This window comes from Streptomyces sp. NPDC048612 (assembly GCF_043199295.1).
Taxonomy (GTDB): domain Bacteria; phylum Actinomycetota; class Actinomycetes; order Streptomycetales; family Streptomycetaceae; genus Streptomyces.
Map to the genome: position 1 here is coordinate 326,555 of NZ_JBICVV010000001.1, position 19,985 is coordinate 346,539.

The 19,985-nt window shown below is 72.3% G+C and carries 15 protein-coding genes; 7 read left to right on the forward strand and 8 right to left on the reverse strand.

Features of this window, described 5'->3' with window-relative positions:
• Nucleotides 1-40 precede the first annotated feature (40 nt).
• The 3 genes from ACGFN2_RS01265 to ACGFN2_RS01275 all read right to left on the reverse strand — a co-directional run bounded on the left by ACGFN2_RS01265 (nt 41) and on the right by ACGFN2_RS01275 (nt 7,482).
• Entirely contained in the window at nt 41-3,067 is a 3,027-nt protein-coding gene (locus ACGFN2_RS01265; RefSeq protein WP_393356588.1) for a glycoside hydrolase family 2 TIM barrel-domain containing protein, read from the reverse strand.
• A 120-nt stretch (nt 3,068-3,187) separates the two neighbouring features.
• The gene (locus ACGFN2_RS01270) at nt 3,188-4,507 is read right to left on the reverse strand and encodes an SWF or SNF family helicase (RefSeq protein ID WP_393356590.1); all 1,320 of its coding nucleotides are present in this window, start codon (nt 4,505-4,507) and stop codon (nt 3,188-3,190) included.
• Nucleotides 4,504-7,482, reverse strand: coding sequence for a DEAD/DEAH box helicase (locus ACGFN2_RS01275; protein ID WP_393356592.1), 2,979 nt, complete (start codon nt 7,480-7,482; stop codon nt 4,504-4,506). Before ACGFN2_RS01275 ends, ACGFN2_RS01270 begins: the two co-directional genes overlap by 4 nt.
• Before the next feature lie 149 nt (nt 7,483-7,631).
• On the opposite strand from ACGFN2_RS01275, the gene ACGFN2_RS01280 reads away from it, so the two are divergent.
• Nucleotides 7,632-7,814, forward strand: a complete 183-nt coding sequence (locus ACGFN2_RS01280; RefSeq protein WP_030077786.1) for a hypothetical protein — start codon at nt 7,632-7,634, stop codon at nt 7,812-7,814.
• 622 nt (nt 7,815-8,436) lie between these two features.
• Here ACGFN2_RS01280 and ACGFN2_RS01285 read toward each other — a convergent pair.
• A complete protein-coding gene (locus ACGFN2_RS01285) occupies nt 8,437-9,219 on the reverse strand; it encodes a hypothetical protein (protein ID WP_362610228.1) in 783 nt (260 codons plus the stop codon).
• 110 nt (nt 9,220-9,329) lie between these two features.
• Here ACGFN2_RS01285 and ACGFN2_RS01290 point away from each other — a divergent pair, with 110 nt between their 5' ends.
• Together ACGFN2_RS01290 and ACGFN2_RS01295 are read left to right on the forward strand one after the other, a co-directional pair.
• On the forward strand, nt 9,330-9,755 hold the full coding sequence (locus ACGFN2_RS01290) for a hypothetical protein (RefSeq protein ID WP_393356594.1): 426 nt from the start codon (nt 9,330-9,332) through the stop codon (nt 9,753-9,755).
• A 101-nt stretch (nt 9,756-9,856) separates the two neighbouring features.
• Nucleotides 9,857-10,753, forward strand: coding sequence for an oxygenase MpaB family protein (locus ACGFN2_RS01295; protein WP_362610224.1), 897 nt, complete (start codon nt 9,857-9,859; stop codon nt 10,751-10,753).
• 30 nt (nt 10,754-10,783) lie between these two features.
• On the opposite strand, the gene ACGFN2_RS01300 is transcribed toward ACGFN2_RS01295, so the two are convergent.
• Entirely contained in the window at nt 10,784-11,395 is a 612-nt protein-coding gene (locus ACGFN2_RS01300; RefSeq protein WP_393356596.1) for a class I SAM-dependent methyltransferase, read from the reverse strand.
• Nucleotides 11,396-11,727: 332 nt separating this feature from the next.
• Between ACGFN2_RS01300 and ACGFN2_RS01305 the strand changes: the two genes are divergently transcribed.
• The gene (locus tag ACGFN2_RS01305) at nt 11,728-12,342 is read left to right on the forward strand and encodes an ATP/GTP-binding protein (RefSeq protein ID WP_393356598.1); all 615 of its coding nucleotides are present in this window, start codon (nt 11,728-11,730) and stop codon (nt 12,340-12,342) included.
• Nucleotides 12,343-12,389: 47 nt separating this feature from the next.
• Here ACGFN2_RS01305 and ACGFN2_RS01310 read toward each other — a convergent pair whose 3' ends face one another.
• The gene (locus ACGFN2_RS01310; RefSeq protein WP_362610219.1) at nt 12,390-12,818 is read right to left on the reverse strand and encodes a PPOX class F420-dependent oxidoreductase; all 429 of its coding nucleotides are present in this window, start codon (nt 12,816-12,818) and stop codon (nt 12,390-12,392) included.
• 168 nt (nt 12,819-12,986) lie between these two features.
• Between ACGFN2_RS01310 and ACGFN2_RS01315 the strand changes: the two genes are divergently transcribed.
• Both ACGFN2_RS01315 and ACGFN2_RS01320 read left to right on the forward strand, forming a co-directional pair.
• Nucleotides 12,987-13,394, forward strand: a complete 408-nt coding sequence (locus ACGFN2_RS01315) for a roadblock/LC7 domain-containing protein (RefSeq protein ID WP_093646789.1) — start codon at nt 12,987-12,989, stop codon at nt 13,392-13,394.
• Between the two features lie 78 nt (nt 13,395-13,472).
• Nucleotides 13,473-14,369, forward strand: a complete 897-nt coding sequence (locus ACGFN2_RS01320; protein WP_393356601.1) for a DUF6397 family protein — start codon at nt 13,473-13,475, stop codon at nt 14,367-14,369.
• Here ACGFN2_RS01320 and ACGFN2_RS01325 read toward each other — a convergent pair.
• On the reverse strand, nt 14,300-15,169 hold the full coding sequence (locus ACGFN2_RS01325) for an acyl-CoA thioesterase II (protein WP_362610214.1): 870 nt from the start codon (nt 15,167-15,169) through the stop codon (nt 14,300-14,302). The genes ACGFN2_RS01320 and ACGFN2_RS01325 overlap by 70 nt on opposite strands.
• A 52-nt stretch (nt 15,170-15,221) precedes the next feature.
• Nucleotides 15,222-17,735, reverse strand: coding sequence for a DUF3516 domain-containing protein (locus ACGFN2_RS01330; protein WP_362610212.1), 2,514 nt, complete (start codon nt 17,733-17,735; stop codon nt 15,222-15,224).
• A gap of 1,135 nt (nt 17,736-18,870) precedes the next feature.
• On the opposite strand from ACGFN2_RS01330, the gene ACGFN2_RS01335 reads away from it, so the two are divergent.
• A complete protein-coding gene (locus ACGFN2_RS01335; protein ID WP_362610210.1) occupies nt 18,871-19,662 on the forward strand; it encodes a metal-dependent hydrolase in 792 nt (263 codons plus the stop codon).
• Nucleotides 19,663-19,985: the final 323 nt, after the last annotated feature.

Consider the following 19,985-nt stretch of genomic DNA (forward strand, 5'->3'; position numbering starts at 1 on the left):
CGACCGGGCGGTGCCGCCGGCGCACGGACCGGCTCGACGATCAGTCCAGCGACGAGAACACGAACGAGAAGCGTGCCGGAGCCGCCTCCAGCCGGTGCTCCGGCAGCACCCCCGGCCCGCACGACTGGCTGCCGATGCCGTGCTGCGCATGGTCGAGATGCACCCACAGGCCCTCGCCAGGACGCAGATCCGTGGTGTGGCGGGCCGCGGCCAGTTCCTCGGCCGACCACCGGCGGGCGGTGAGGAAGAAGTCCGGATCTCCCTCGATCCGCAGGCCCGAGCCGTCCGTACGCGTCAGCTCCGCCCAGCGCACCCCGGGCCGCGCACCATTCTCCTGCGGCCGGACATACGGCGTCTGCAGCGCGTCCACCGGCATCGACCAGCGGCTGATGCGGGCGGCGGCCCGGGTGTCCGGATAGCCCTCGCCGGGCCCGCCGCCGAACCAGGTGGCGAGGCCCAGGCTGCCGCACACCCGCATCCGCACCCCCAGCCGCGGCAGCGGAACCGGCCAGTCACCTTCCGGATCGACGCTCAACTCCAGCCGCAGGAGGCCCTGTTGAGCCGTCCAACGGTAGACCGTGCGCAGTGCGAGCGGCCCGCCGGCCGGGGCGACCCGGGTGCGGACCACCAAGGAGTCCGGGCCGGTCTCGACGGCATCGACACGGTGCCGCATCCGGTGCAGACCGAGCCGCCGCCACTCGGTGGCCGGCCGGGCCTCCGGCTGCCAGGGCGCGGCCTCGTCGTTGTCGGTCGGCGCCCGCCACACGTCCAGCCGGGGCCCGCCGATCCGCACACCGTCCAGATATTCCAGGGTCCCCGTGGCGGCGTCGAAGGTTCCCGGACCGAGCACGAGCACATTGCCCTCGCCGCGGCGCGGGACCGCGGTGGCCGCCGGGGGAGCGGCGGCCGGGCGGGGCGCGGCCGGCAGCTGGCCCCAGGCGACCTCGTGCCCGGCGGGTGCCCAGGCGGTGTCCTCGCCCAGTACGGCCTGCACCGTCCAGAACGCCTCTCCGTCGTCGCCCGTATCGGACGGCGGCTCCGAAAGCTCCACCACGGCCGACTCGCCGGGCGCCAACGGCGGTACCTCCAGCCACCCATGGCCGCGCGGCCCGCCGTCCACCTCGTAGACATAGCGGAACTCCAGGTGGCCGAGGCCGGCGAAGTCGTGGAGATTGGTGATCCGGAACGCACGCCCCACGCCGTCGTCCGAAGCCGGCTCGATCCGCACCGGTTCGATGACCTTCTTGAACTCCAGCAGACCGGGGGAGGGCACCCGGTCGGGCAGTACCAGCCCGTCGCAGACGAAGTTCCCGTCGTGCAGCTCCTCGCCGAAGTCCCCGCCGTAGGCGTGGAACACCTCACCGGCGGGCGTCCGCTGCCGCAGCCCGTGATCGATCCACTCCCAGACGAAACCGCCCTGGCAGCGCTCGTACCGCTCGAACAGCCGCTGGTACTCGCTCAGTCCGCCCGGACCGTTGCCCATGGCATGCGCGTACTCGCACAGCACGAAGGGCAGCGACCGCCGCCGGGCGTCCAGCTCCGGATCGGCCAGCGGTTCCTCCGCGCGCCGCCCGATGCGCTCCACCTCGGCGTGATCGGCGTACATCCGGGAGTAGACATCGGTGTCGGCGCAGCTGCGGTCGCCCTCGTAGTGCAGTGGACGGGACGGGTCCCGCGTACGCATCCAGGCGGCCATCGCGGACAGCCCGCGCCCCGTGCCGCACTCGTTGCCCAGGGACCACAGCACGATGCTCGGGTGGTTCTTGTCCCGCTCGACCATCCGCCGGGCCCGGTCGAGCAGCGCCGGCTCCCAGCGCGCGTCATCGGCCGGATTGTCCCGCCAGCCCTGCTGGGCGAACCCGTGCGTCTCCAGATCGCACTCGTCGACCACCCACAGGCCCAACTCGTCGCACAGGTCGAGGAAGGCGGGGTGCGGCGGATAGTGGCTGGTGCGCACCGCGTTGATGTTGTGCCGCTTCATCAGCAGCAGATCGCGGCGCATCGTCCCGGGGTCGAGGGCGCGCCCCGAACGCGGGTGGAACTCGTGGCGGTTGACGCCGCGCAGCAGGATGCGCCGGCCGTTGACCTTCAGCAGCCCCTCCTCGACGCACACCGTGCGGAAGCCGATCCGCAGCGGAATCCGCTCGCCGGGGGTGACCAGCTCCCCGTCGTAGAGGTGCGGTTCCTCGGCCGTCCAGGGACGCACCGGGACCGTGGCGCTCTCCCCGGTCGCCAGATCCAGGCCGAGCGCGGGGACGGTCACCCGGCCGGCCGGCGTGCACTCCACCCGCAGGGTGCCGTGGCCCGTGACGTGGTCGAACCCGGCGTGCACGAAGTGGTCGGCGACCGCGCCCGGAGGACGGCGCCGGAGCAGGACGTCCCGGAAAATACCGGGGAGCCACCACTGGTCCTGGTCCTCCAGGTAACTGCCCGACGACCACTGGTGGACCCGCACCGCCAGCACGTTGCCGCGCGGCCGCAGCAGCGGCCCGACCTCGAACTCGTGCGGCAGCCGGCTGCCCTTGAAGTGGCCCAGCTCCACCCCGTTGAGCCAGACCCGGGCACAGGACTCCACCCCGCCGAAGTGCAGCACGGCGGACCCCTGCCCCCACCCCTCGGGCAGGTCGAAGAGGCGCCGGTGATCGCCTGTCGGGTTCTCGTCCGGCACCCGCGGCGGATCGACCGGGAAAGGGTAGGCGGTGTTGGTGTAGACGGGCGCCGTGCCGGATTGCGGCCGGTCACCGCCCCCGTACGAGCCCTCGGCGGTGAAGCTCCCCTGGAGCGGCCAGTGGCCGGGCACCCGCAGCTCCTGCCACCGCGAGTCGTCGAAGTCCGGCCGGGCGAACGCCTCGTCGCCGGCGGTGGCGGACGCCGAGAGCCGGAAACGCCAGCTGCCGTGCAGCGAGATCCGGGCGGCGTCCGAGTCCGCGTACCAGGCGCGGGGCGGCAGGGCCCCGCTGCCCGGTGAGCGGTCCTCGTAGTACGGGAGGGGCGGTGCGCTGTCCGTCGCGCCGGGGTTCCGGGCGGGCGGCGCGGACGACGTGGGGTGCGGCGGGATGCCGGTCACTGGTCCTCCTGCTGCGGGCGACGTGCCGGGCGGTGGGGGATCGCCTCAGCGAAGCACGCGCGGCGGCGCGGCGCAGCCGGATGGGCAGGATTGGCCCACACCGCACGGCGCGGCCCGCCGTCAGCGGCCGGCCGCCTCACCCCCGTCGCGCTCCTGCGCCGGCCACCACACCAGCGCGCCCGCCGGATCGTCGGAGGCCGGCCCCGCGGGCTCCCACCGCCCGCCCTCCTTGCGGTACGGCCACCAGCGGCCGTCCCGCCCGTAGCGCAACTGGGCCGCGCCGCCCACGACCGTCCAGCGGTTACCGGCGGCCCGAAGCCGCGGCCGGGCCCCGTCGTCCTCCCACGCGGCCGCCAGCCGGACGGTGGCCCGCGCCAGCGCCCCGGGCTCCGGCGTCCACTCCTCCTCCAGGGCCGCGAGCCCCGCCGCACCGCCCAGCTCCCAGGCCCGCACCGCCGACGCCATGCTCCGCGGGTCACGCCCCGAACCGGCCGCCAGCCGCGCGGATATGGCCGCCCCGGCACCGGCCGCCGCCATCCGCACCGCATCCTGGGCCGGCGTCAGGGCGGGCGGCGGGGGACCGTCCGGATGCCCGTCGGCCGACGCGTCCGCCAGCATCCGCCGGGCCCGCGCCGCCGCGTCCCCGATGAGGAACTCCAGCGCCGCCACCTCCACCCCGGGCGCGGGCGGGGTGCCGCCGCCGAGCACCGGCGGGGCACCCGGCGCGTCGACCGGCGGGGGCGGTGCGGGCAGCGGCGGCAGAATGTCGCGCGCCGCATACGCCTCGGCCGCCGGCACCCCCGCTTCCCCGGTGGCCGGCCCCGCCGCCCGCGACGCACTGCGCGCCGGCAGCTCGTCCAGCAGCTCCCGCTCGGCGCGGCCGCGCACCAGCAGCAGGACGAACGGGTCCTGGTCCAGCAGCCGCGCCAACTGGTAGCACAGGGCCGCCGAATGAGCGCAGTGGTCCCATGCCCCACAACTGCACTCCGGCTCCAGATCACCGATGCCCGGAAGGAGTTCGATCCCGGCCGCCGCGGCGTCCTCGACCAGGGCCGGCGGCATGTCACGGTCCAGCAGCGCCGCGATGTGCCCGGCCCGGTCAGCGACCATGTCCAGGAAGCGGTCCCACTCCGCCGCGCTCAACTCCTGCAGCAGCACATCGGACCGGTGCCGGGTGCGGTCACCGTCCTGGACCACCGCGGTGATCCGGCCCGGACGCACCGTCACCGCGCCGACCGCACCGGCCCGCGCGTGCCGCCGCCCCAGCTTCAGCTGCGCGGCGTCCAGCGCGGTGTCCTCCAGCGCCTTCAGCCACGCCTGCCCCCACCAGCTCCGGGCGAAGGCCCGCCCACGGGCCGCCGGCAGCGCCTCGAACGTCCGCTCAGCGGCCACGACAGCCCCCTCGTCCCGATCCATCAGCCCCTCGTCTCCCGTGTTCATCGCTCGTTCCCCCGCAGTGCGACCAGCTCCGCCAGCTCGGCGTCGGTGAGTCCGGTCAGCGCGGCCTCGCCGGACCCCAGCACCGCATCGGCCAACCGCTGCTTACGGGCGAGCATGTCGGCGATCCGGTCCTCGATCGTGCCCTCCGTGATGATCCGGTGGACCTGCACCGGCTGCGTCTGCCCGATGCGGTAGGCGCGGTCGGTGGCCTGCGCCTCGACGGCCGGGTTCCACCAGCGGTCGAAGTGCACGACATGCGAGGCCCTGGTGAGGTTCAGCCCGGTGCCCGCCGCCTTCAACGACAGTAGGAACACCGGCACTTCGCCGTCCTGGAAGCGCCGCACCATCTCCTCGCGGCGCGCCACCGGCGTCCCGCCGTGCAACAGCTGCGTGGGCACCCCGCGCGCCGCCAGATGTCCCTCCAGCAGCCGCGCCATCTGTACATACTGCGTGAACACCAGCACGCCCGCCTCCTCGGCGAGCAGGGTGTCCAGCAACTCGTCCAGCAGCTCGACCTTCCCCGAACGCCCCGCGATCCGCACCGCTCCCGTCGTCCCGCCGCCCTCCGCCGGGACACCCTCCTTCAGGTACTGCGCGGGGTGGTTGCAGATCTGCTTGAGCGAGGTGAGCAGCTTGACCACCAGCCCCCGGCGGGCGAACCCGTCCGTCCCGGCGATCTCGTCCAGCCCCTCGCGCACCACGGCCTCGTACAGCCCGGCCTGCTCCGTGGTCAGCGCCACCGCACGGTCGGTCTCCGTCTTGGGCGGCAGCTCCGGCGCGATCCCCGGATCGGACTTGCGGCGGCGCAGCAGGAACGGCCGCACCAGCCGGGCCAGCCGCTCGGCCGCCGCCCGCGCCTCCGGGGACGCCGCCGCACCGCCCTCGATGGCCTGCGCATAGCGCGTACGGAACCGGCCCAGCGGCCCCAGCAGCCCCGGAGTCGTCCAGTCCAGGATCGCCCACAGCTCCGACAGACCGTTCTCCACCGGGGTACCGGTCAGCGCCACCCGGGCCCTGGCGGGCACGGCCCGCAGCGCCCTGGCGGTCGCGGAGAACGGGTTCTTGACGTGCTGCGCCTCATCGGCGACGACCAGCCCCCAGCCCACCTCCGCCAGCTTCCCGGTGTCGAGCCGCATCGTCCCGTAGGTGGTGAGCACGACCTCGCCGTCCGCGAGCTCCGCCAGACTGCGCCGCCCGGCGTGGAACCGGCGTACCGGTGTACCCGGCGCGAACTTCTCGATCTCCCGTTGCCAGTTGCCCATGAGGGAGGTGGGACAGACGACCAGGGTGGGGCCGGCCGACGCGGGCACGGTCTGCCGGTGCAGATGCAGGGCGATGAGCGTGACCGTCTTGCCCAGCCCCATGTCGTCCGCGAGACAGGCGCCCAGCCCCAGCGAGGTCATCCGGTGCAGCCAGCCGAGTCCGCGCAGCTGGTAGTCGCGCAGCGTCGCGGTGAGCGCCGCCGGCTGCCCCACGGTCGCGCCGTCGCCGCCCTCGGGGTCGGCGAGCAGGTCGCGCAGCCGGGCCAGCCAGCCCGAGGCGGCCACTTCCACCCGGCCGCCGTCCCCGTCCTCGGCACTGCCGGTGAGTGCGGCACCGAGCGCGTCGAGCGGCGTGACCCTGCGTTCCCGCCGGTCCCGTGCGGCCCGCACCGCCGCCGGATCGATCAGCACCCACTGACCGCGCAGCCGCACCAGCGGCCGCCCCGCCTCGGCGAGCCGGTCCAGCTCCGCCCGGTCGAGCGTCTCGTCCCCCACCGCGAACCGCCAGCTGAACGACAGCAGCGCATCCGCCGACAACAGCGACGGCAGCCCCGCGCCCCACCCCTCCGTCCCGTCTCCGTCTCCCGTGTCCGGTGGCCCCACCACGGCCCGCGCGGTCAGGGTGCGCGCCAGCTCCTTCGGCCAGTGCACCTGCACCCCCGCGGCGGCCAGCGCCCCGGCGGCGGGGCCGAGCAGCTCGGCGACCTCCTCATCGGCGAGTTCCAGCGCATCGGGCACCGCCGCGGACAGCAAGGGGGTCAGCGGCGCCCAGACGTCCGCCGCCCGGCGCAGGGTCAGCAGCGTGTCCAGCCGGGCCCATGTCCCGAACGCCTGCCCTGCCGCCGAGGCCCCCGCCCACACCTCCGCGGCGTCCCCGACCAGCGTCGGATCGGTCAGGCTGTGCACCTGCAGAACGGCCCGGAACGTGACGGGAGCCCCCTCGGCCTCCCCGGCCCCTCCGGGCTCCTCCGCACCCCGCCCACCGGCGCTTCTGGGCCCGTTCCAGCCACTCAGCTCCTCCGCCTCCGCGCCGTGCACCTCCACCCGCAGCGAGATCCGCACGCCCGCGTCGTGCCCCGCGGCCACCTCCATGGCCCAGGCGCGCTGTTCGGGAATGTGCTGCGGAGCGGTCACCGCGAAGGCCGGCGCCCCGGTGGCCAGCGCGGCGGCGGGGGAGCGCGGCAGCCCGTCCGCCACCGCGTCGAGGAAGGCCCGGACGTGCCGTTCGGGATCGGGCAGCTCCCACGGGTCGGTGTCCGGGAGCGGCACGGCGTGCGCGTACGGTGGCATCGCGGCGGCGAGATCCCGCAGCCGCGCCAGGTCCGCCGGGTCCAGCGGCCCCAGCCGCCAGGCGTCGTATCCGGCCGGACTGACCCCCGGCAGAATCCGCCCGCGGGCCGCGAGCTGCAGCGCCAGTACGGACGCGGCCCCCCAGAAGGCGGCAGCAGGATGCGCGCCCCGCCCGGCCCGCGCCCGGGTGAGCACCGGCACCGCGTCGGCCACCGGGAGCACCAGGGCCGGAACCTCACACCACGAGACCCCGCCGTCGTCATCCGGCAGCACCACGCCCAGCGACGCGTCCCCCACGGGACCGCCATCCGGCCGCCAGAAGGCCATCCGCCCGGCTCGTGGCGGGTCCGACGGCAGAAAGACGGCCGCACAGTGCGCGAGCGCGGAGAGCTGCGCGGAGGTGACCGCGGGGAGGGATGTCACGGGGTCCCGAACTCCTCAAGTTTGACTACTGGCGCCTGGAGCGCCCGAGAGTACAGGACGTTCGCACCGCCCGAAGGAACCTGCGGCGCGAAAACAGCGTTCAATGGAGTACACAGAGCGCGGCATGCGCCGCGGAAGGGGCGTGAAGGATGTCCACACAGGCGAAGGTCGCAGTCGGCGGCGTCGCGGTGGGAGTGATCCTGCTGTGGCTGCTGCCCTTCTGGGCGGCCCTCCTGGTCATGGTCGGAGTCCCGGCCGTCGCCTATCTGACACTCGACTCCTCCCAACGACGCCGCCTGCGCCGCGTCAGCCGCAAACAGATCGGCCGCTGAGGGGCGGGGTTGCCGTGGGCTGGGCCGCGTGTGCCTACGGCGGGTGGGTGGTGGGTCGGAGGGGACGCCCGGTAACCCGTCCTCGGCGCGGGCGATGCTGGTACCAGAGGTTCTTCACCCCGTTGTTCGCTCCGGGTCCTGCGGGCGGCTCACCGGACATCCCCTCCGACCGCCGTCCGTACGCGGCTGACCCGCCGTACGGATCACCGTTACGGCACACCGGTACGGCATCCCCTTGGCAGGCAGCTGGTTCAGCCCGCCCCGAAGCTTGGGCGCGGCTGAGTCATGGCCGTGAGGCGCGGTGTCACCGGTCCGCGGTCGGCAACGGGGGACGGTCGGAGGGGATGTACCGGGGACCGCCCGCAGGACCGGAGCGAACACCGGGGCACTCAAACGCACGAACCCGCGTCGCCCGCGCCGAGGACGGGCCCCGGTGCGTCCCCTCCGACCCCCGCGGCAACCACGAACGCCGCCACGGCGCAAGCCACCACCGGACCCGCACCAACCCCTGACACGGCGACCAGATCGCACCTCAAAGGGGCGCGGGGAACTGCGCGCCCAGCCCCCACCAGGCCAAGCGGGCCCCACAAGGCGCCACCCGCCCCGCCCCGAGCCCGGCCACTCAAACCGGCCGAGCCGCCAACTCGTCGAGAGACGACAGCAGACCGGGCAGCTCAGGCCCCCGCCCCACCGGATGCACCTCCCCCGGCTCGTCGTCCAGCAGCACGAACGCGATGTCATCGGTACGGGCAACCATGCTCCAGCCGGGCCCGTCAACGCGCAGCGTCCGCGCCTCGCCCGCCGCGAACGACGACCGCACCCGCCCGGGCGGCGGCGGATCGTTCACATAGCCGCGCGCCTCCGCAAGCACCCGCCGCACACCCGTGTGCGCCGTATCGCCCGGCTCGGCAAAGCTGATGTCGCTCTCCACCTGCTCCCGCCAGGCCGCCCACTGCATGGCGATCTCGTCCGCACCGAGCCGCCGCTGTGCCGGCCCCCACTCCTCGGCGTCCGGAGGCGTCAGCGGCGCCGGATCGCCCTCCTCGGGTTCGGGATCGTGCGGCTGCGGCACACCGGGTGCGGCCACGGCGAGCGCGAGCGGCCAGCCGGGAAGCGCCCCGACGATGCTGTGTTCGCCGGGCGAGAGGTCGTACTCCATGCCGCAGTCCCAGGCCGCGATCGCGCAGGCGACCAGCGAGACGTCCTCCGTCACCACGGTCCAGCGCGCGCCGTCGCCGTCCTGGCCGAGGACCAGCCCGTAGCCCTCCGCGTACGGTTCGAGGCCCAGGCCCGCGCAGACCTCGGGGTAGTCGTCGCCGAGCACGCTCGGGAACTGTGCGGGCGTCAGCAGCACCGCCGTCAGCACGAACAACTCGTCGTTGTCGGCGCTCTCGGTCGTGGGCACGCGGGCCTCCCCATCCGTTCCATCGCGGAGTACGTCGGCGCACCCTAATTGGCTTGGTGCGGGCTTGTCACCAGCCGTACGCTGCGCGGATGTGTTTTTACAGCCGCAGGATGCACGTCGTGTGCCTGCTCTGCCGGGCCGCGTGGAAGAAGACTCCGGGCTCGCGGGGGCCTGGGTATTGCCCGCAGTGCCGTGGCGAGCTGATCGACGCGGGCGCTGACCTGGCGGTGCCCAAGCGGCGCGATGCGGCCGGCTGGCGGGCGCTGGAGGCCGTGCTGCGCGCGGGGCTGACGTTCCACGGAGGGTGCTGCGGTACGGGGCCGGGTTACCGCCCGCGCAGCCCGCGCGAGGTCCGGGAGCGACTGGCGCTCGCGGGCCGCACCGGTATGCCGGTCAAGGCGGCGCTGGCCGTGGTGGACGCCACGGTCACCGACCGCTACGGCGCCGACGCGCGTACGCAGGGCCGCGGCACGCGCAGCGGCCGGCGGCCGGCCGTGGTGCCGAAGCAGGCGCGGCAGACCTCCCGACGCGACTGATTCCGGCCACCGCACGGCGCGATCTGACGCCCGCAGCACCGCCCAAGTGCCGCCCACGCCCGTAAAATTGGCGCTTCGGTGAGCGAAGGGACGGTTGTCAGGTGCGGCGCTACGACTGGTTGCGGGAGATCCGGCGGCTCGACCCGGAGCGCGACTTCCTGCGGATCTACCGCATCGTCGCCACCCATGAGTTCCCCTGGGACTTCACCCGGGCGCTGGAGCTGGCGCTCTACCGCACCTATGCCGTGCCGAGCATCGGCCGGCTGCTGGCCGAGACGGCGGAGCTGACGGACCGTACGCAGAAGCGCTACGACGACACCGCCCTCCTCCTGGACGCCGTCGTCGAGCACGGCTTCGACAGCGAGGACGGCCGGACGGCGATCCGGCGGATCAACCAGATGCACCGCAGCTACGACATCAGCAACGAGGACATGCGCTATGTCCTGTGCACCTTCGTGGTGATGCCCAAACGCTGGCTCGACGAGTACGGCTGGCGACGGCTGACCGCCCTTGAGCAGCATGCCCTCGCCGCCTACTACCGGGCCCTCGGCCGTCACATGGGCATCACCGAACTCCCGCGGACCTACGAGGACTTCGAGCAGTGCCTCGATGCCTACGAGGAGGCGCACTTCGGTTGGGACGAGGGCGCCCGGAAGGTCTCCGACGCGACCCTGGACCTGATGGCGGGCTGGTACGGCCCCCTCGCCCCGGTGGTGCGCGGTGCCAGCATGGCCCTCCTGGACGACTCGCTGCTGGACGCCTTCCGGTACGAGCGGCCCAGACCGGCGGTCCAGAAGACGGTACGCACCGCACTGAAGCTGCGCGCCAGGGCTGTCCGGCTGCTGCCGCCCCGCCGCACCCCGCATTACGCCCGCCAGAACCCCGAGATCAAGGGCTATCCGAACGGCTTCCGGGTGGCCGAGCTCGGCACCTTCCCCGCCTCCCGCCGCACCGGCGGCTGCCCGGTGCCGCACGGGGAGGGCCCGGCGGCGTCCTGAGAAGGAGAAACCGGTGCTGTCCGCGCGGCGTCATCCCCGGCGGACCGCCAGCGCCAGGTAGCGGGCGTCCTCGTCCTCGTACCGGATGAGGTCCCAGCCGGAGCCGGCGAGCAGGGGCCGCAGATTCGGCTCCGCCCGCAGGTCGCCGGGGGTGAGGGGGCGGCCCTTGCGTGCGGCGAGGGCCGCCCGCCCGATGGGGTGGAAGAGGGCCAGCCGGCCACCGGGGCGCACGACCCGGGCGAGTTCGGTGAGGCCGCCCGCCGAGTCCGGCAGATGGGAGAGGAGCCCCGCCGCGAAGACCGCGTCCAGCGCGGCGTCCGGCAGCGGCAGCCGCGTCACGTCCGCGAGCAGCAGCGCCGCGTCACGGTCGCGCCCGGCCCGCACGGCCTCGCGCAGCATCTCGGGCGTGAGATCGGCGCCCAGCACCGTCCCGCGCGTTCCCACGGCCGCCCGCAGCGCGGGCAGCGCACGCCCCGTACCGCAGCCGGCGTCCAGGACCCGGTCGCCCTCCTGGAGGCCCAGTTCGGCGACGCCTGCCACATAGGCGGGGCCGTCGTCGGGGAACTTCGTGTCCCAGGTCGCGGCGCGTTCCGCGAAGAACGCACGGACCTCCTGCGGACGGTCGGCGTGGTGATCGCTCATCGGGCTCCTCCGGAGTGGGCGGTCGGCGGGGACGGGATCTCATGCTCCCGCACCGCCCGGCCGCCCACCGGGCACACGCCGCCGAGGACGGACCGGACGCCCGGCGGCGGATGCCCCGGCACGGTCCAACTATCACGAATCCACAGCGTGATGGGCTTCTTGATCGGAAGACGTGACCGCTTTGGCCAATCCGGGGAAATCCCCGCCAACGGGCGGTACGTTCCTCGCCATGGATTTCGGGCGGCCTCCGGCCGCCGAAGGCTCCTACCGTCGAGCCATGCATCTGCACACCCCGTGACGCGCAGGACCCTGCATCCTGGAGGAAACGGCCGATGAACGCCGCACAAGGGGCCCCGGAGGCCGCAGCCCCGGGCCGCGACGCCGAGTTGACCCTGAAGATCTTAGTCGCGGGCGGCTTCGGCGTGGGCAAGACGACCCTGGTGGGCTCGGTCAGCGAGATCCACCCGCTGCGCACGGAGGAACGGCTCAGCGAGGCGGGCGAGACGGTCGACGACACCGGGGGAGTGGACCGCAAGGGCACCACCACCGTGGCGATGGACTTCGGCCGCATCACCATCCGGCAGGGCCTGGCCCTCTACCTGTTCGGCACCCCGGGCCAGGACCGCTTCTGGTTCCTGTGGGACGACCTGTCGGAGGGCGCGCTGGGCGCCGTGGTCCTGGCCGACACCCGGCGCTTGGAGGACTGCTTTGCGGCGGTCGACTACTTCGAGCGCCGCGCGATCCCGTTCCTGGTGGCCGTCAACTGCTTCGCGGAGTCCCGCTCCTACGGAGCCGCCGAGGTGGCCCGCGCCCTGCACCTGGACCGCGGCACCCCTGTCGTGCTCTGCGACGCGAGGGACCGGGACTCCGGCAAGGAAGTACTGGTCCGGCTCGTCGAGCACGCGGGGCGGCGGCACTCCGACCGGGTGCTGGACTCGGTGGGATGACCGGCGGCACGTGGCGCGGCCCCGGACGGCCGACGCCACGTGCGCCCTCAGCCCGCCACGTCCGCCAGGGCCACGACCTTGTCGATCCTGACCCGCACCACCAGTTCGCCCGGAACACCGTTGCGGGCGCCGTACTCCTCCGCCCGCTCCTCGCCCATGTAGCGGGCCGCGATCCGCGTCGCCCAGTGACGGACCTCCGCCAGATCGCTGCTGATCTCCGCCGACCCCTGGACCACGACGAACGAGAACGGCGGCCGGTCGTCGTCGACGCACAGCGCCACCCTGCCGTCGCGGGCGAGGTTACGTCCCTTGACCGTCTCCTCCCCGGTGTTGAACACCAGCTCCTCACCGTCCAGGAGGAACCACACCGGTGCGATGTGCGGCCCGCCGCCGTCGCGTACGGTCGCCAGCTTGCCGGTACGGGTGCCTTCCGAAAGGAACCTCTGCCACTCGTCCTTCGTCATCTTGTGTGCCATGCCGACATCTTCGGCCATGCGGCACGAACCGGCTCCGTGTGGCACGCCGGACCGGGGGGCCGCTTGCCGAGACGGCACAGGTGGGACAGGCTGGCACGGCAGCCTTCGAACGGACCACGGCTGCGGTCCGGCCAGGAGCACGGGCCACGACACGGGGAGGAAGCGGCAATGGCATTGAGCAGCGGACTCGACTGGCTGCTGGACGACCTGACCAAGCGGGTGGAGAAGGTACGGCACGCACTGGTGCTGTCCAACGACGGCCTGGTGACCGGGGCGAGCGAGAAGCTCCAGCGGGACGACGCGGAACATCTCGCGGCGGTCGCCTCGGGACTGCACAGTCTCGCGAAGGGGTCGGCGCTGCACTTCGGCATCGGGCGGGTGCGCCAGACCATGGTCGAGTTCGACGACGGGGTGCTGTTCGTGACGGCGGCGGGGGACGGCAGCTGCCTGTGCGTGCTGGCCGGCGCCGACGCCGACCTGGGCCAGGTCGCCTACGAAATGACGCTGCTGGTCAACCGTGTCGGGGAGCATCTGGGCGTCGCGGTCCGCCAGCCGGAGAGTTATCCACAGGTCTGAGCCGGGGATTGACCCGCTGTCATCGCCTGCGGCACAGTCGTCACTGTCAGTGATCGACCGAGTTGCGGGGGAAATGACATGACAGTGATGTGCGACGGGCAGCAGACGCTCACGATGGGGCGAGCCGCCCGCGAACTGGAGCTGAGGAACGGCGAGTTCGAACTAGCCACCCAGCTCGGAAAGGTACGGACGGTCCCGACGGGGACCGACGGCCGGCCGGGAGCCGCCGGAGCACTCGGCCGACGCCGCGTCCCGGCGGAGGAGATCTCCCGACTGCAGGCCGAACCGGGCTTCCCCGACGCCCTCCGCGAACGGGTCCGCACGGTCAGCACCAACGAGGCGGCCGAGCTGATGGGCATCGGCCCCGGACGCGTCCTGCGCCTGACCCGGGCCGGCTGCTTCGGCCCCGTCAGGTTCTATGTGAACCGCTTCGGCGCGGTGGTCTGGCTCTACCTCGCGGCCGAGGTCAGCGACTTCGCCGACCGTGAACCCGACCTCATGCGGGGCAACACCCCTGCGGCGATGCGGGTGATGCTCGACAGCGGACAGGACTGGCGCGCCCGCCAGTGGCGCAGCCGACGGGTCGCCCAGCTCATGGGACAGACCGACGACCCCTGGGAAACGGCAGCGGTCATCGCCGCCGTGCTGCCCCCGGAGGAACTGGCCTCCGTGGCCGAGGACCCGCGGGAACGGTCCCTGCTGCGCCGCCTCAGGCCCGCCCTGGCATCCGTGATCACGGTGACCCCGGCCGCCCGGGAGTCCTACGAGCGAGTGCTGACGGCGGACGAGTTCGACGAGGTGATGTGGTACCGGGTCAACCTCTCCCGCGAACTCGAAACGGCCCGCAGGGAAGAACCGCGACGCCTGCGGACCGCCGCCCCCACGGCCTCCGCTGCCCGCCCGGGTCAGTCGCCGAGCTTCCTGAACAGCCCCTCCTGGACGACCGAGACCAGCAGCCTGCCCTCCCGGTCGTAGATCCGCCCGCGGGCCAGTCCACGGCCGCCGGTGGCGATCGGCGACTCCTGGTCGTAGAGGAACCACTCGTCCGCGCGGAACGGGCGGTGAAACCACATCGCGTGGTCGAGCGAGGCCATGTCGAACCCGCGCGGACCCCACAGCGGTTCGATGGGGATGCGGACAGCGTCCAGCAGCGTCATATCGCTGGCGTAGGTCAGCGCGCAGGTGTGCACGAGCGGATCGTCGCCCAGCGGCCCGACCGCGCGCATCCACACCGCACTGCGCGGCTCCGCACCCTCGATCTCGTCCGGCGTCCACCGCAGCCGGTCGACATACCGGATCTCGAACGGCATCCGGCGCGCCATCCGCTCCAGACCCTCGGGCAGACCGCGCAGGCGCTCGCGGACCTCGTCCGCGACCGTCGGCAGCTCCTCGGGGTCGGGCACCGCCCGGCGCATCGGCAACTGATGATCGAAGCCGGGCTCCGGCTTGTGAAAGGAGGCGGTCAGATTGAAGATCGTGCGTCCCTGCTGGACCGCGACCACCCGGCGCGTGGTGAAGGACCGCCCGTCGCGGACCCGCTCGACCTGGTACACGATCGGCACCCCCGGCCGGCCGGGCCGCAGAAAGTACGCATGGAGCGAGTGGACCGGGCGGTCCCCTTCCGTGGTCCGCCCGGCCGCCACCAGCGCCTGGCCCGCGACCTGCCCGCCGAAGACCCGCTGCAGCGATTCCTGGGGACTGCGGCCCCGGAAGATGTTCACCTCGATCTGCTCCAGATCCAGCAGATCGACGAGCCTCTCGGCAGGATTGGTCATGACCGGTGGCCCTCCGTCAGATCCCTCGGCGGCTTCGGCCGAAGCCGCCGTCTTACCACTGCCCCACGTCCGTGACCCGCACGACCGCGCGCCCCTCCTCGTCGGAGGCGGCCAGATCCACCTCGGCGGAGATGCCCCAGTCGTGATCACCGTTCGGGTCGGCGAAGGTCTGCCGCACCTTCCACAGCCCGTGCGCGTCATCCTCCTGAATCTGCAGCAGCTTCGGGCCGCGCGCATCCGGGCCGGTACCCAGCTCGTCGTACTCGTCCCAGTAGGCGTCCATCGCCTCGCCCCAGGCGTCCGCGTCCCAGCCGGACTCGGCATCCATCTCGCCGAGTTCCTCGACCTTGTCCAGCGCCGCCAGCTCCACCCGCCGGAACATCGCATTGCGCACCAGCACACGGAACGCCCGCGCGTTGGACGTGACCGGCCGGACCTGATCCGCCCGCTCCGCGGCCTGCTCCGCCGTCTCCTCCTCGGGATTGGCGAGCTGCTCCCACTCGTCCAGCAGACTGGAGTCGACCTGCCGCACCATCTCGCCCAGCCAGGCGATGATGTCCTGGAAGTCCTCGGACTTCAGATCGTCCGGCACGGTGTGGTCCAGCGCCTTGAACGCACTCGCCAGGTAGCGCAGCACGATCCCCTCGGTCCGCGCCAGCTCGTAGAAGGAGGTGAACTCCGTGAAGGTCATGGCGCGTTCGTACATGTCGCGGATGACCGATTTCGGCGACAGCGGATGGTCGCCGACCCACGGGTGACTCTTGCGGTAGAGCCCGTAGGCGTGGAAGAGCAGCTCCTCCAGCGGCTTGGGGTACTCGACGTCCATGAGCCGTTCCATGCGGTCTTCGTACTCGACGCCGTCGGCCTTCATCTGGGCGACCGCCTCGCCCCGGGCCTTGTTCTGCTGCGCGGCCAGGATCTGCCGCGGATCGTCCAGCGTGGACTCCACCACCGAGACCATGTCCAGCGCGTAGGACGGCGACTCGGGGTCCAGCAGGTCGAACGCGGCCAGGGCGAACGTCGACAGCGGCTGATTGAGCGCGAAGTCCTGCTGCAGGTCCACGGTCAGCCGGACGATCCGGCCCTCCGCGTCCGGCTCCGCGAGCCGCTCCACGATCCCGCCGTCCAGCAGCGAGCGGTAGATCGCGATGGCCCGCCGGATGTGCCTGAGCTGGTTCTTGCGCGGCTCATGGTTGTCCTCGAGGAGCTTGCGCATCGCATCGAAGGCATTGCCCGGCCGTGCGATCACGGACAGCAGCATCGCGTGCGTCACCCGGAAACGGGAGTTCAGCGGCTCGGGATCGGAAGCGATCAACTTCTCGAAGGTGTTCTCACCCCAGTTGACGAAGCCCTCCGGCGCCTTCTTGCGCACCACCTTCCGGCGCTTCTTGGGGTCATCGCCGGCCTTCGCCAGCGCCTTCTCGTTCTCCACGACATGCTCGGGAGCCTGCGCGACCACAAAGCCCGCGGTGTCGAAGCCCGCCCGCCCGGCGCGGCCCGCGATCTGATGGAACTCCCGCGCCCGCAGCGTCCGCACCCGCGAGCCGTCGTACTTGGTCAGCGCCGTGAACAACACCGTACGAATGGGGACATTGACACCCACGCCGAGCGTGTCCGTACCGCAGATGACCTTCAGCAGGCCCGCCTGCGCCAGCTTCTCGACGAGCCTGCGGTACTTCGGCAGCATGCCGGCGTGGTGCACGCCGATGCCATGGCGGACATACCGCGACAGGTTCTTGCCGAACTTCGTGGTGAACCGGAAGTTTCCGATGAGCTGAGCGATCTCGTCCTTCTCGGCACGCGTACACATGTTGATGCTCATCAGGGCCTGCGCCCGCTCCACGGCGGCGGCCTGGGTGAAGTGCACGATGTAGACCGGGGACTGGCGGGTCTCCAGCAACTCCGTGAGCGTCTCCGTCATCGCCGTCGTGCGGTACTCGTACGACAGCGGCACCGGCCGCGTCGCGGAGCGCACGACCGACGTCGGCTTCCCCGTGCGCCGGCTGAGATCCCCCTCGAAGCGCGACATGTCGCCGAGCGTCGCCGACATCAGAATGAACTGCGCCTGCGGCAGCTCCAGCAGCGGAATCTGCCAGGCCCAGCCCCGGTCCGGCTCCGCATAGAAATGGAACTCGTCCATGACGACCTGGCCGATGTCGGCGTCCTTGCCGTCCCGCAGCGCTATCGACGCGAGCACCTCGGCGGTGCAGCAGATGACCGGGGCGTCGGCGTTGACCGAGGCGTCACCGGTGAGCATGCCGACGTTCTCGGTGCCGAAGAGCTTGCACAGGTCGAAGAACTTCTCCGAGACCAGCGCCTTGATGGGCGCGGTGTAGAAGGTGACCTGATCATTGGCGAGAGCGGTGAAGTGCGCGCCGGCCGCCACCAGGCTCTTTCCGGAGCCGGTGGGAGTCGACAGGATGACATTCGCTCCGGAGACCACCTCGATCAGCGCCTCCTCCTGGGCAGGGTAGAGCGAGATGCCCTGCTGCTCGGCCCAGCCCGAAAAGGCTTCGAAGAGGGCATCGGGGTCGGCGTCGTTCGGCAGATGATCGATGAGGGTCACGCCCCCCATACTGCCTGTCTTCGGCCCGGATCAGGGAACCGGCGACCCAGAGAGAGATCCCCCGAAGCCCCCCAGCCCCGCAAACCACCCGCCCCGCGGCCCCGTCGTCCATACGAAGTCGCCCACGGAAGCCTCGCGTCATGCCCAGATATCTACTCTGACCAGGGCATATGTTCCCCCTCCTGTCGTGCAGCCCGATCGCTCCCCGCCAGGTCGAGCGGGCGCCGTCGTCGGCGAAGGCGGTTCAGCGGCAGCCCCTTGCTCCCCGCAGCAGCCGCGCCATTGGGGGAGGCTTCCACGCAAGGTCTTTACAACCCGTACACGATCGCGGACGCGCTGTTGTCGCGGGTGGGCTTCGCCTCGTGTGGGGGTGCGCTTGAAGGGTGGTGGAGATCACCGGTGGAGGTCGTCGGCGATGGGTCACTGGCGGAGGCCGTCGGCGGAGGGCGTCGGTGGTGATTGCCGGGGTGAGCGGGCGAGCGGGCTGGCGAGCTGGCAGGTGGTGGGTGCTGCTGTGGTCGGCGCTTGGGGGCGTGCGGGGAGGGTGCCGGGGTGGGCGGGGACGTGTGAGCGGGATGGCGCCTGAAATGGGGAGGGGGTGGGGGCGGGGGGTCGGCTGATTCGGGGGTGGTGGGGTGGGGGAGGGGGGAGGCCCCCCGGGGAGTCTCCCGATCCGCCTTGCCCGACCCGGTTGCCGACGAGCCCGCAGCGGACCCCGGTGCGTTCCCCCATCCGGCCGCCGCCCTCGCCCCGAGCTGTCCCCTCCCCTCTGCCTCTGATTGCCGTATTCATCTCCCGCCCTGGCCCTCTAACCCCGACTGCCCGGCTCCAGGGGTGAGCCCCCCCCCAACGACGCGCTGTACCTATCACCGACGGTCAGAAGCTGACGTGACGTCAGAAGCGCAAGGCGGCAAGCAGTGCCCCGTCGGCCGTGGCTTTCCCCCTCGGCCAGCTGGCGCAGGCTGAGGGAGCTGCCCCGGGCAGGTGGGGCGGAGTTGGCTCACCCCCTCCTCATGGGGAGATCATCTGACGCTACGCTGAGTCGCCGACCGGGCGTCAGTGGCGCGGCCAGCAGCGCACGAGGCAGACACCGCGCGGGTGGACACGTGCAAGAGAACAAGGGGTGGGAAGAACCATGATGGGACCGGCGCACTCGCTGTCCGGGGCTGCGGCCTGGTTGGGGGTGGGCGCGGCGGCGGATGCCATGGGTTATCCGATGCCCTGGCCGGTGCTCGTCTGTGGGGCTCTGATCTGTGCCGGTGCGGCGCTCGCCCCGGATCTCGACCACAAGTCCGCCACCATCTCACGGGCGTTCGGCCCGCTCTCGCGGATGGTGTGTGAGGTGGTCGACGCTCTCTCGCACGCGGTTTACAAGGCGACCAAGATGCGCGGTGACACGAACCGCAACGGAGGTCATCGCACGCTCACCCACACCTGGGTGTGGGCTGTGCTGGTCGGCGGCGGAATGTCGCTGCTGGCGATGCAGGGTGGCCACTGGGCGGTGCTCGGCATCCTCTTCGTTCATATGGTGCTCGCCATCGAGGGGTTGCTGTGGCGGGCGGCACGGGTCTCCAGTGACGTGCTGGTGTGGCTGCTGGGCGCGGCCTCGGCGTGGATTCTGGCCGGTGTTCTCGACCAGCCCGGCAATGGCGCGAGCTGGCTGTTCAGCGAGCCGGGGCAGCAGTACCTCTGGCTGGGGCTGCCGGTCGTCCTCGGCGCGCTGGTCCATGACATCGGCGACGCCCTCACCGTCTCGGGCTGCCCCATCCTGTGGCCGATCCCGATAGGCCGGAAGCGCTGGTACCCCGTCGGCCCGCCCAAGGGCATGCGCTTCAAGGCCGGCAGCTGGGTGGAGCTGAAGGTGCTGATGCCGCTGTTCATGGTGCTGGGCGGCATAGGTGGTCTGGGCGCGCTCGGCTTCATCTGACCTCTGGGGCGCACCCCGTGCTTGAGGATGCGCTTCCCTTGGACGGATGACGGATAGATGTATGCCGCCCGGCCGTGGGCGAATGATCAGGCGGTGCGGGAGAACGTCTGACGGCGGTCCCGCGGCCGGGGCCGTCCTCGCCGCAGCGTCGTGTGTGTCAGTAAGTTGCCACGCGTACTTCGCGTTCCAGCGGAGGGCAGGCCCAAGGTCGGTGCCGTTGCGCCGCGTCCGCGCGCTCGCGGTGCAGTGCGGCCGCCAGGTTCCGTAAGCCGGAGATTGTTGACGGGACGACCCCCAGGGTTGTCCCGTAACGATCAGGTAGG

What these genes read in the sequence shown, in the direction of transcription:
- ACGFN2_RS01270 (WP_393356590.1), bottom strand. Translation starts at nt 4,507, where the DNA reads ATGAACACGGGAGACGAGGGGCTGATGGATCGGGACGAGGGGGCTGTC.
- ACGFN2_RS01280 (WP_030077786.1), top strand. Translation starts at nt 7,632, where the DNA reads ATGTCCACACAGGCGAAGGTCGCAGTCGGCGGCGTCGCGGTGGGAGTG.
- ACGFN2_RS01290 (WP_393356594.1), top strand. Translation starts at nt 9,330, where the DNA reads ATGCACGTCGTGTGCCTGCTCTGCCGGGCCGCGTGGAAGAAGACTCCG.
- ACGFN2_RS01300 (WP_393356596.1), bottom strand. Translation starts at nt 11,395, where the DNA reads ATGAGCGATCACCACGCCGACCGTCCGCAGGAGGTCCGTGCGTTCTTC.
- ACGFN2_RS01305 (WP_393356598.1), top strand. Translation starts at nt 11,728, where the DNA reads ATGAACGCCGCACAAGGGGCCCCGGAGGCCGCAGCCCCGGGCCGCGAC.
- ACGFN2_RS01310 (WP_362610219.1), bottom strand. Translation starts at nt 12,818, where the DNA reads ATGGCACACAAGATGACGAAGGACGAGTGGCAGAGGTTCCTTTCGGAA.
- ACGFN2_RS01315 (WP_093646789.1), top strand. Translation starts at nt 12,987, where the DNA reads ATGGCATTGAGCAGCGGACTCGACTGGCTGCTGGACGACCTGACCAAG.
- ACGFN2_RS01320 (WP_393356601.1), top strand. Translation starts at nt 13,473, where the DNA reads ATGACAGTGATGTGCGACGGGCAGCAGACGCTCACGATGGGGCGAGCC.
- ACGFN2_RS01325 (WP_362610214.1), bottom strand. Translation starts at nt 15,169, where the DNA reads ATGACCAATCCTGCCGAGAGGCTCGTCGATCTGCTGGATCTGGAGCAG.
- ACGFN2_RS01335 (WP_362610210.1), top strand. Translation starts at nt 18,871, where the DNA reads ATGATGGGACCGGCGCACTCGCTGTCCGGGGCTGCGGCCTGGTTGGGG.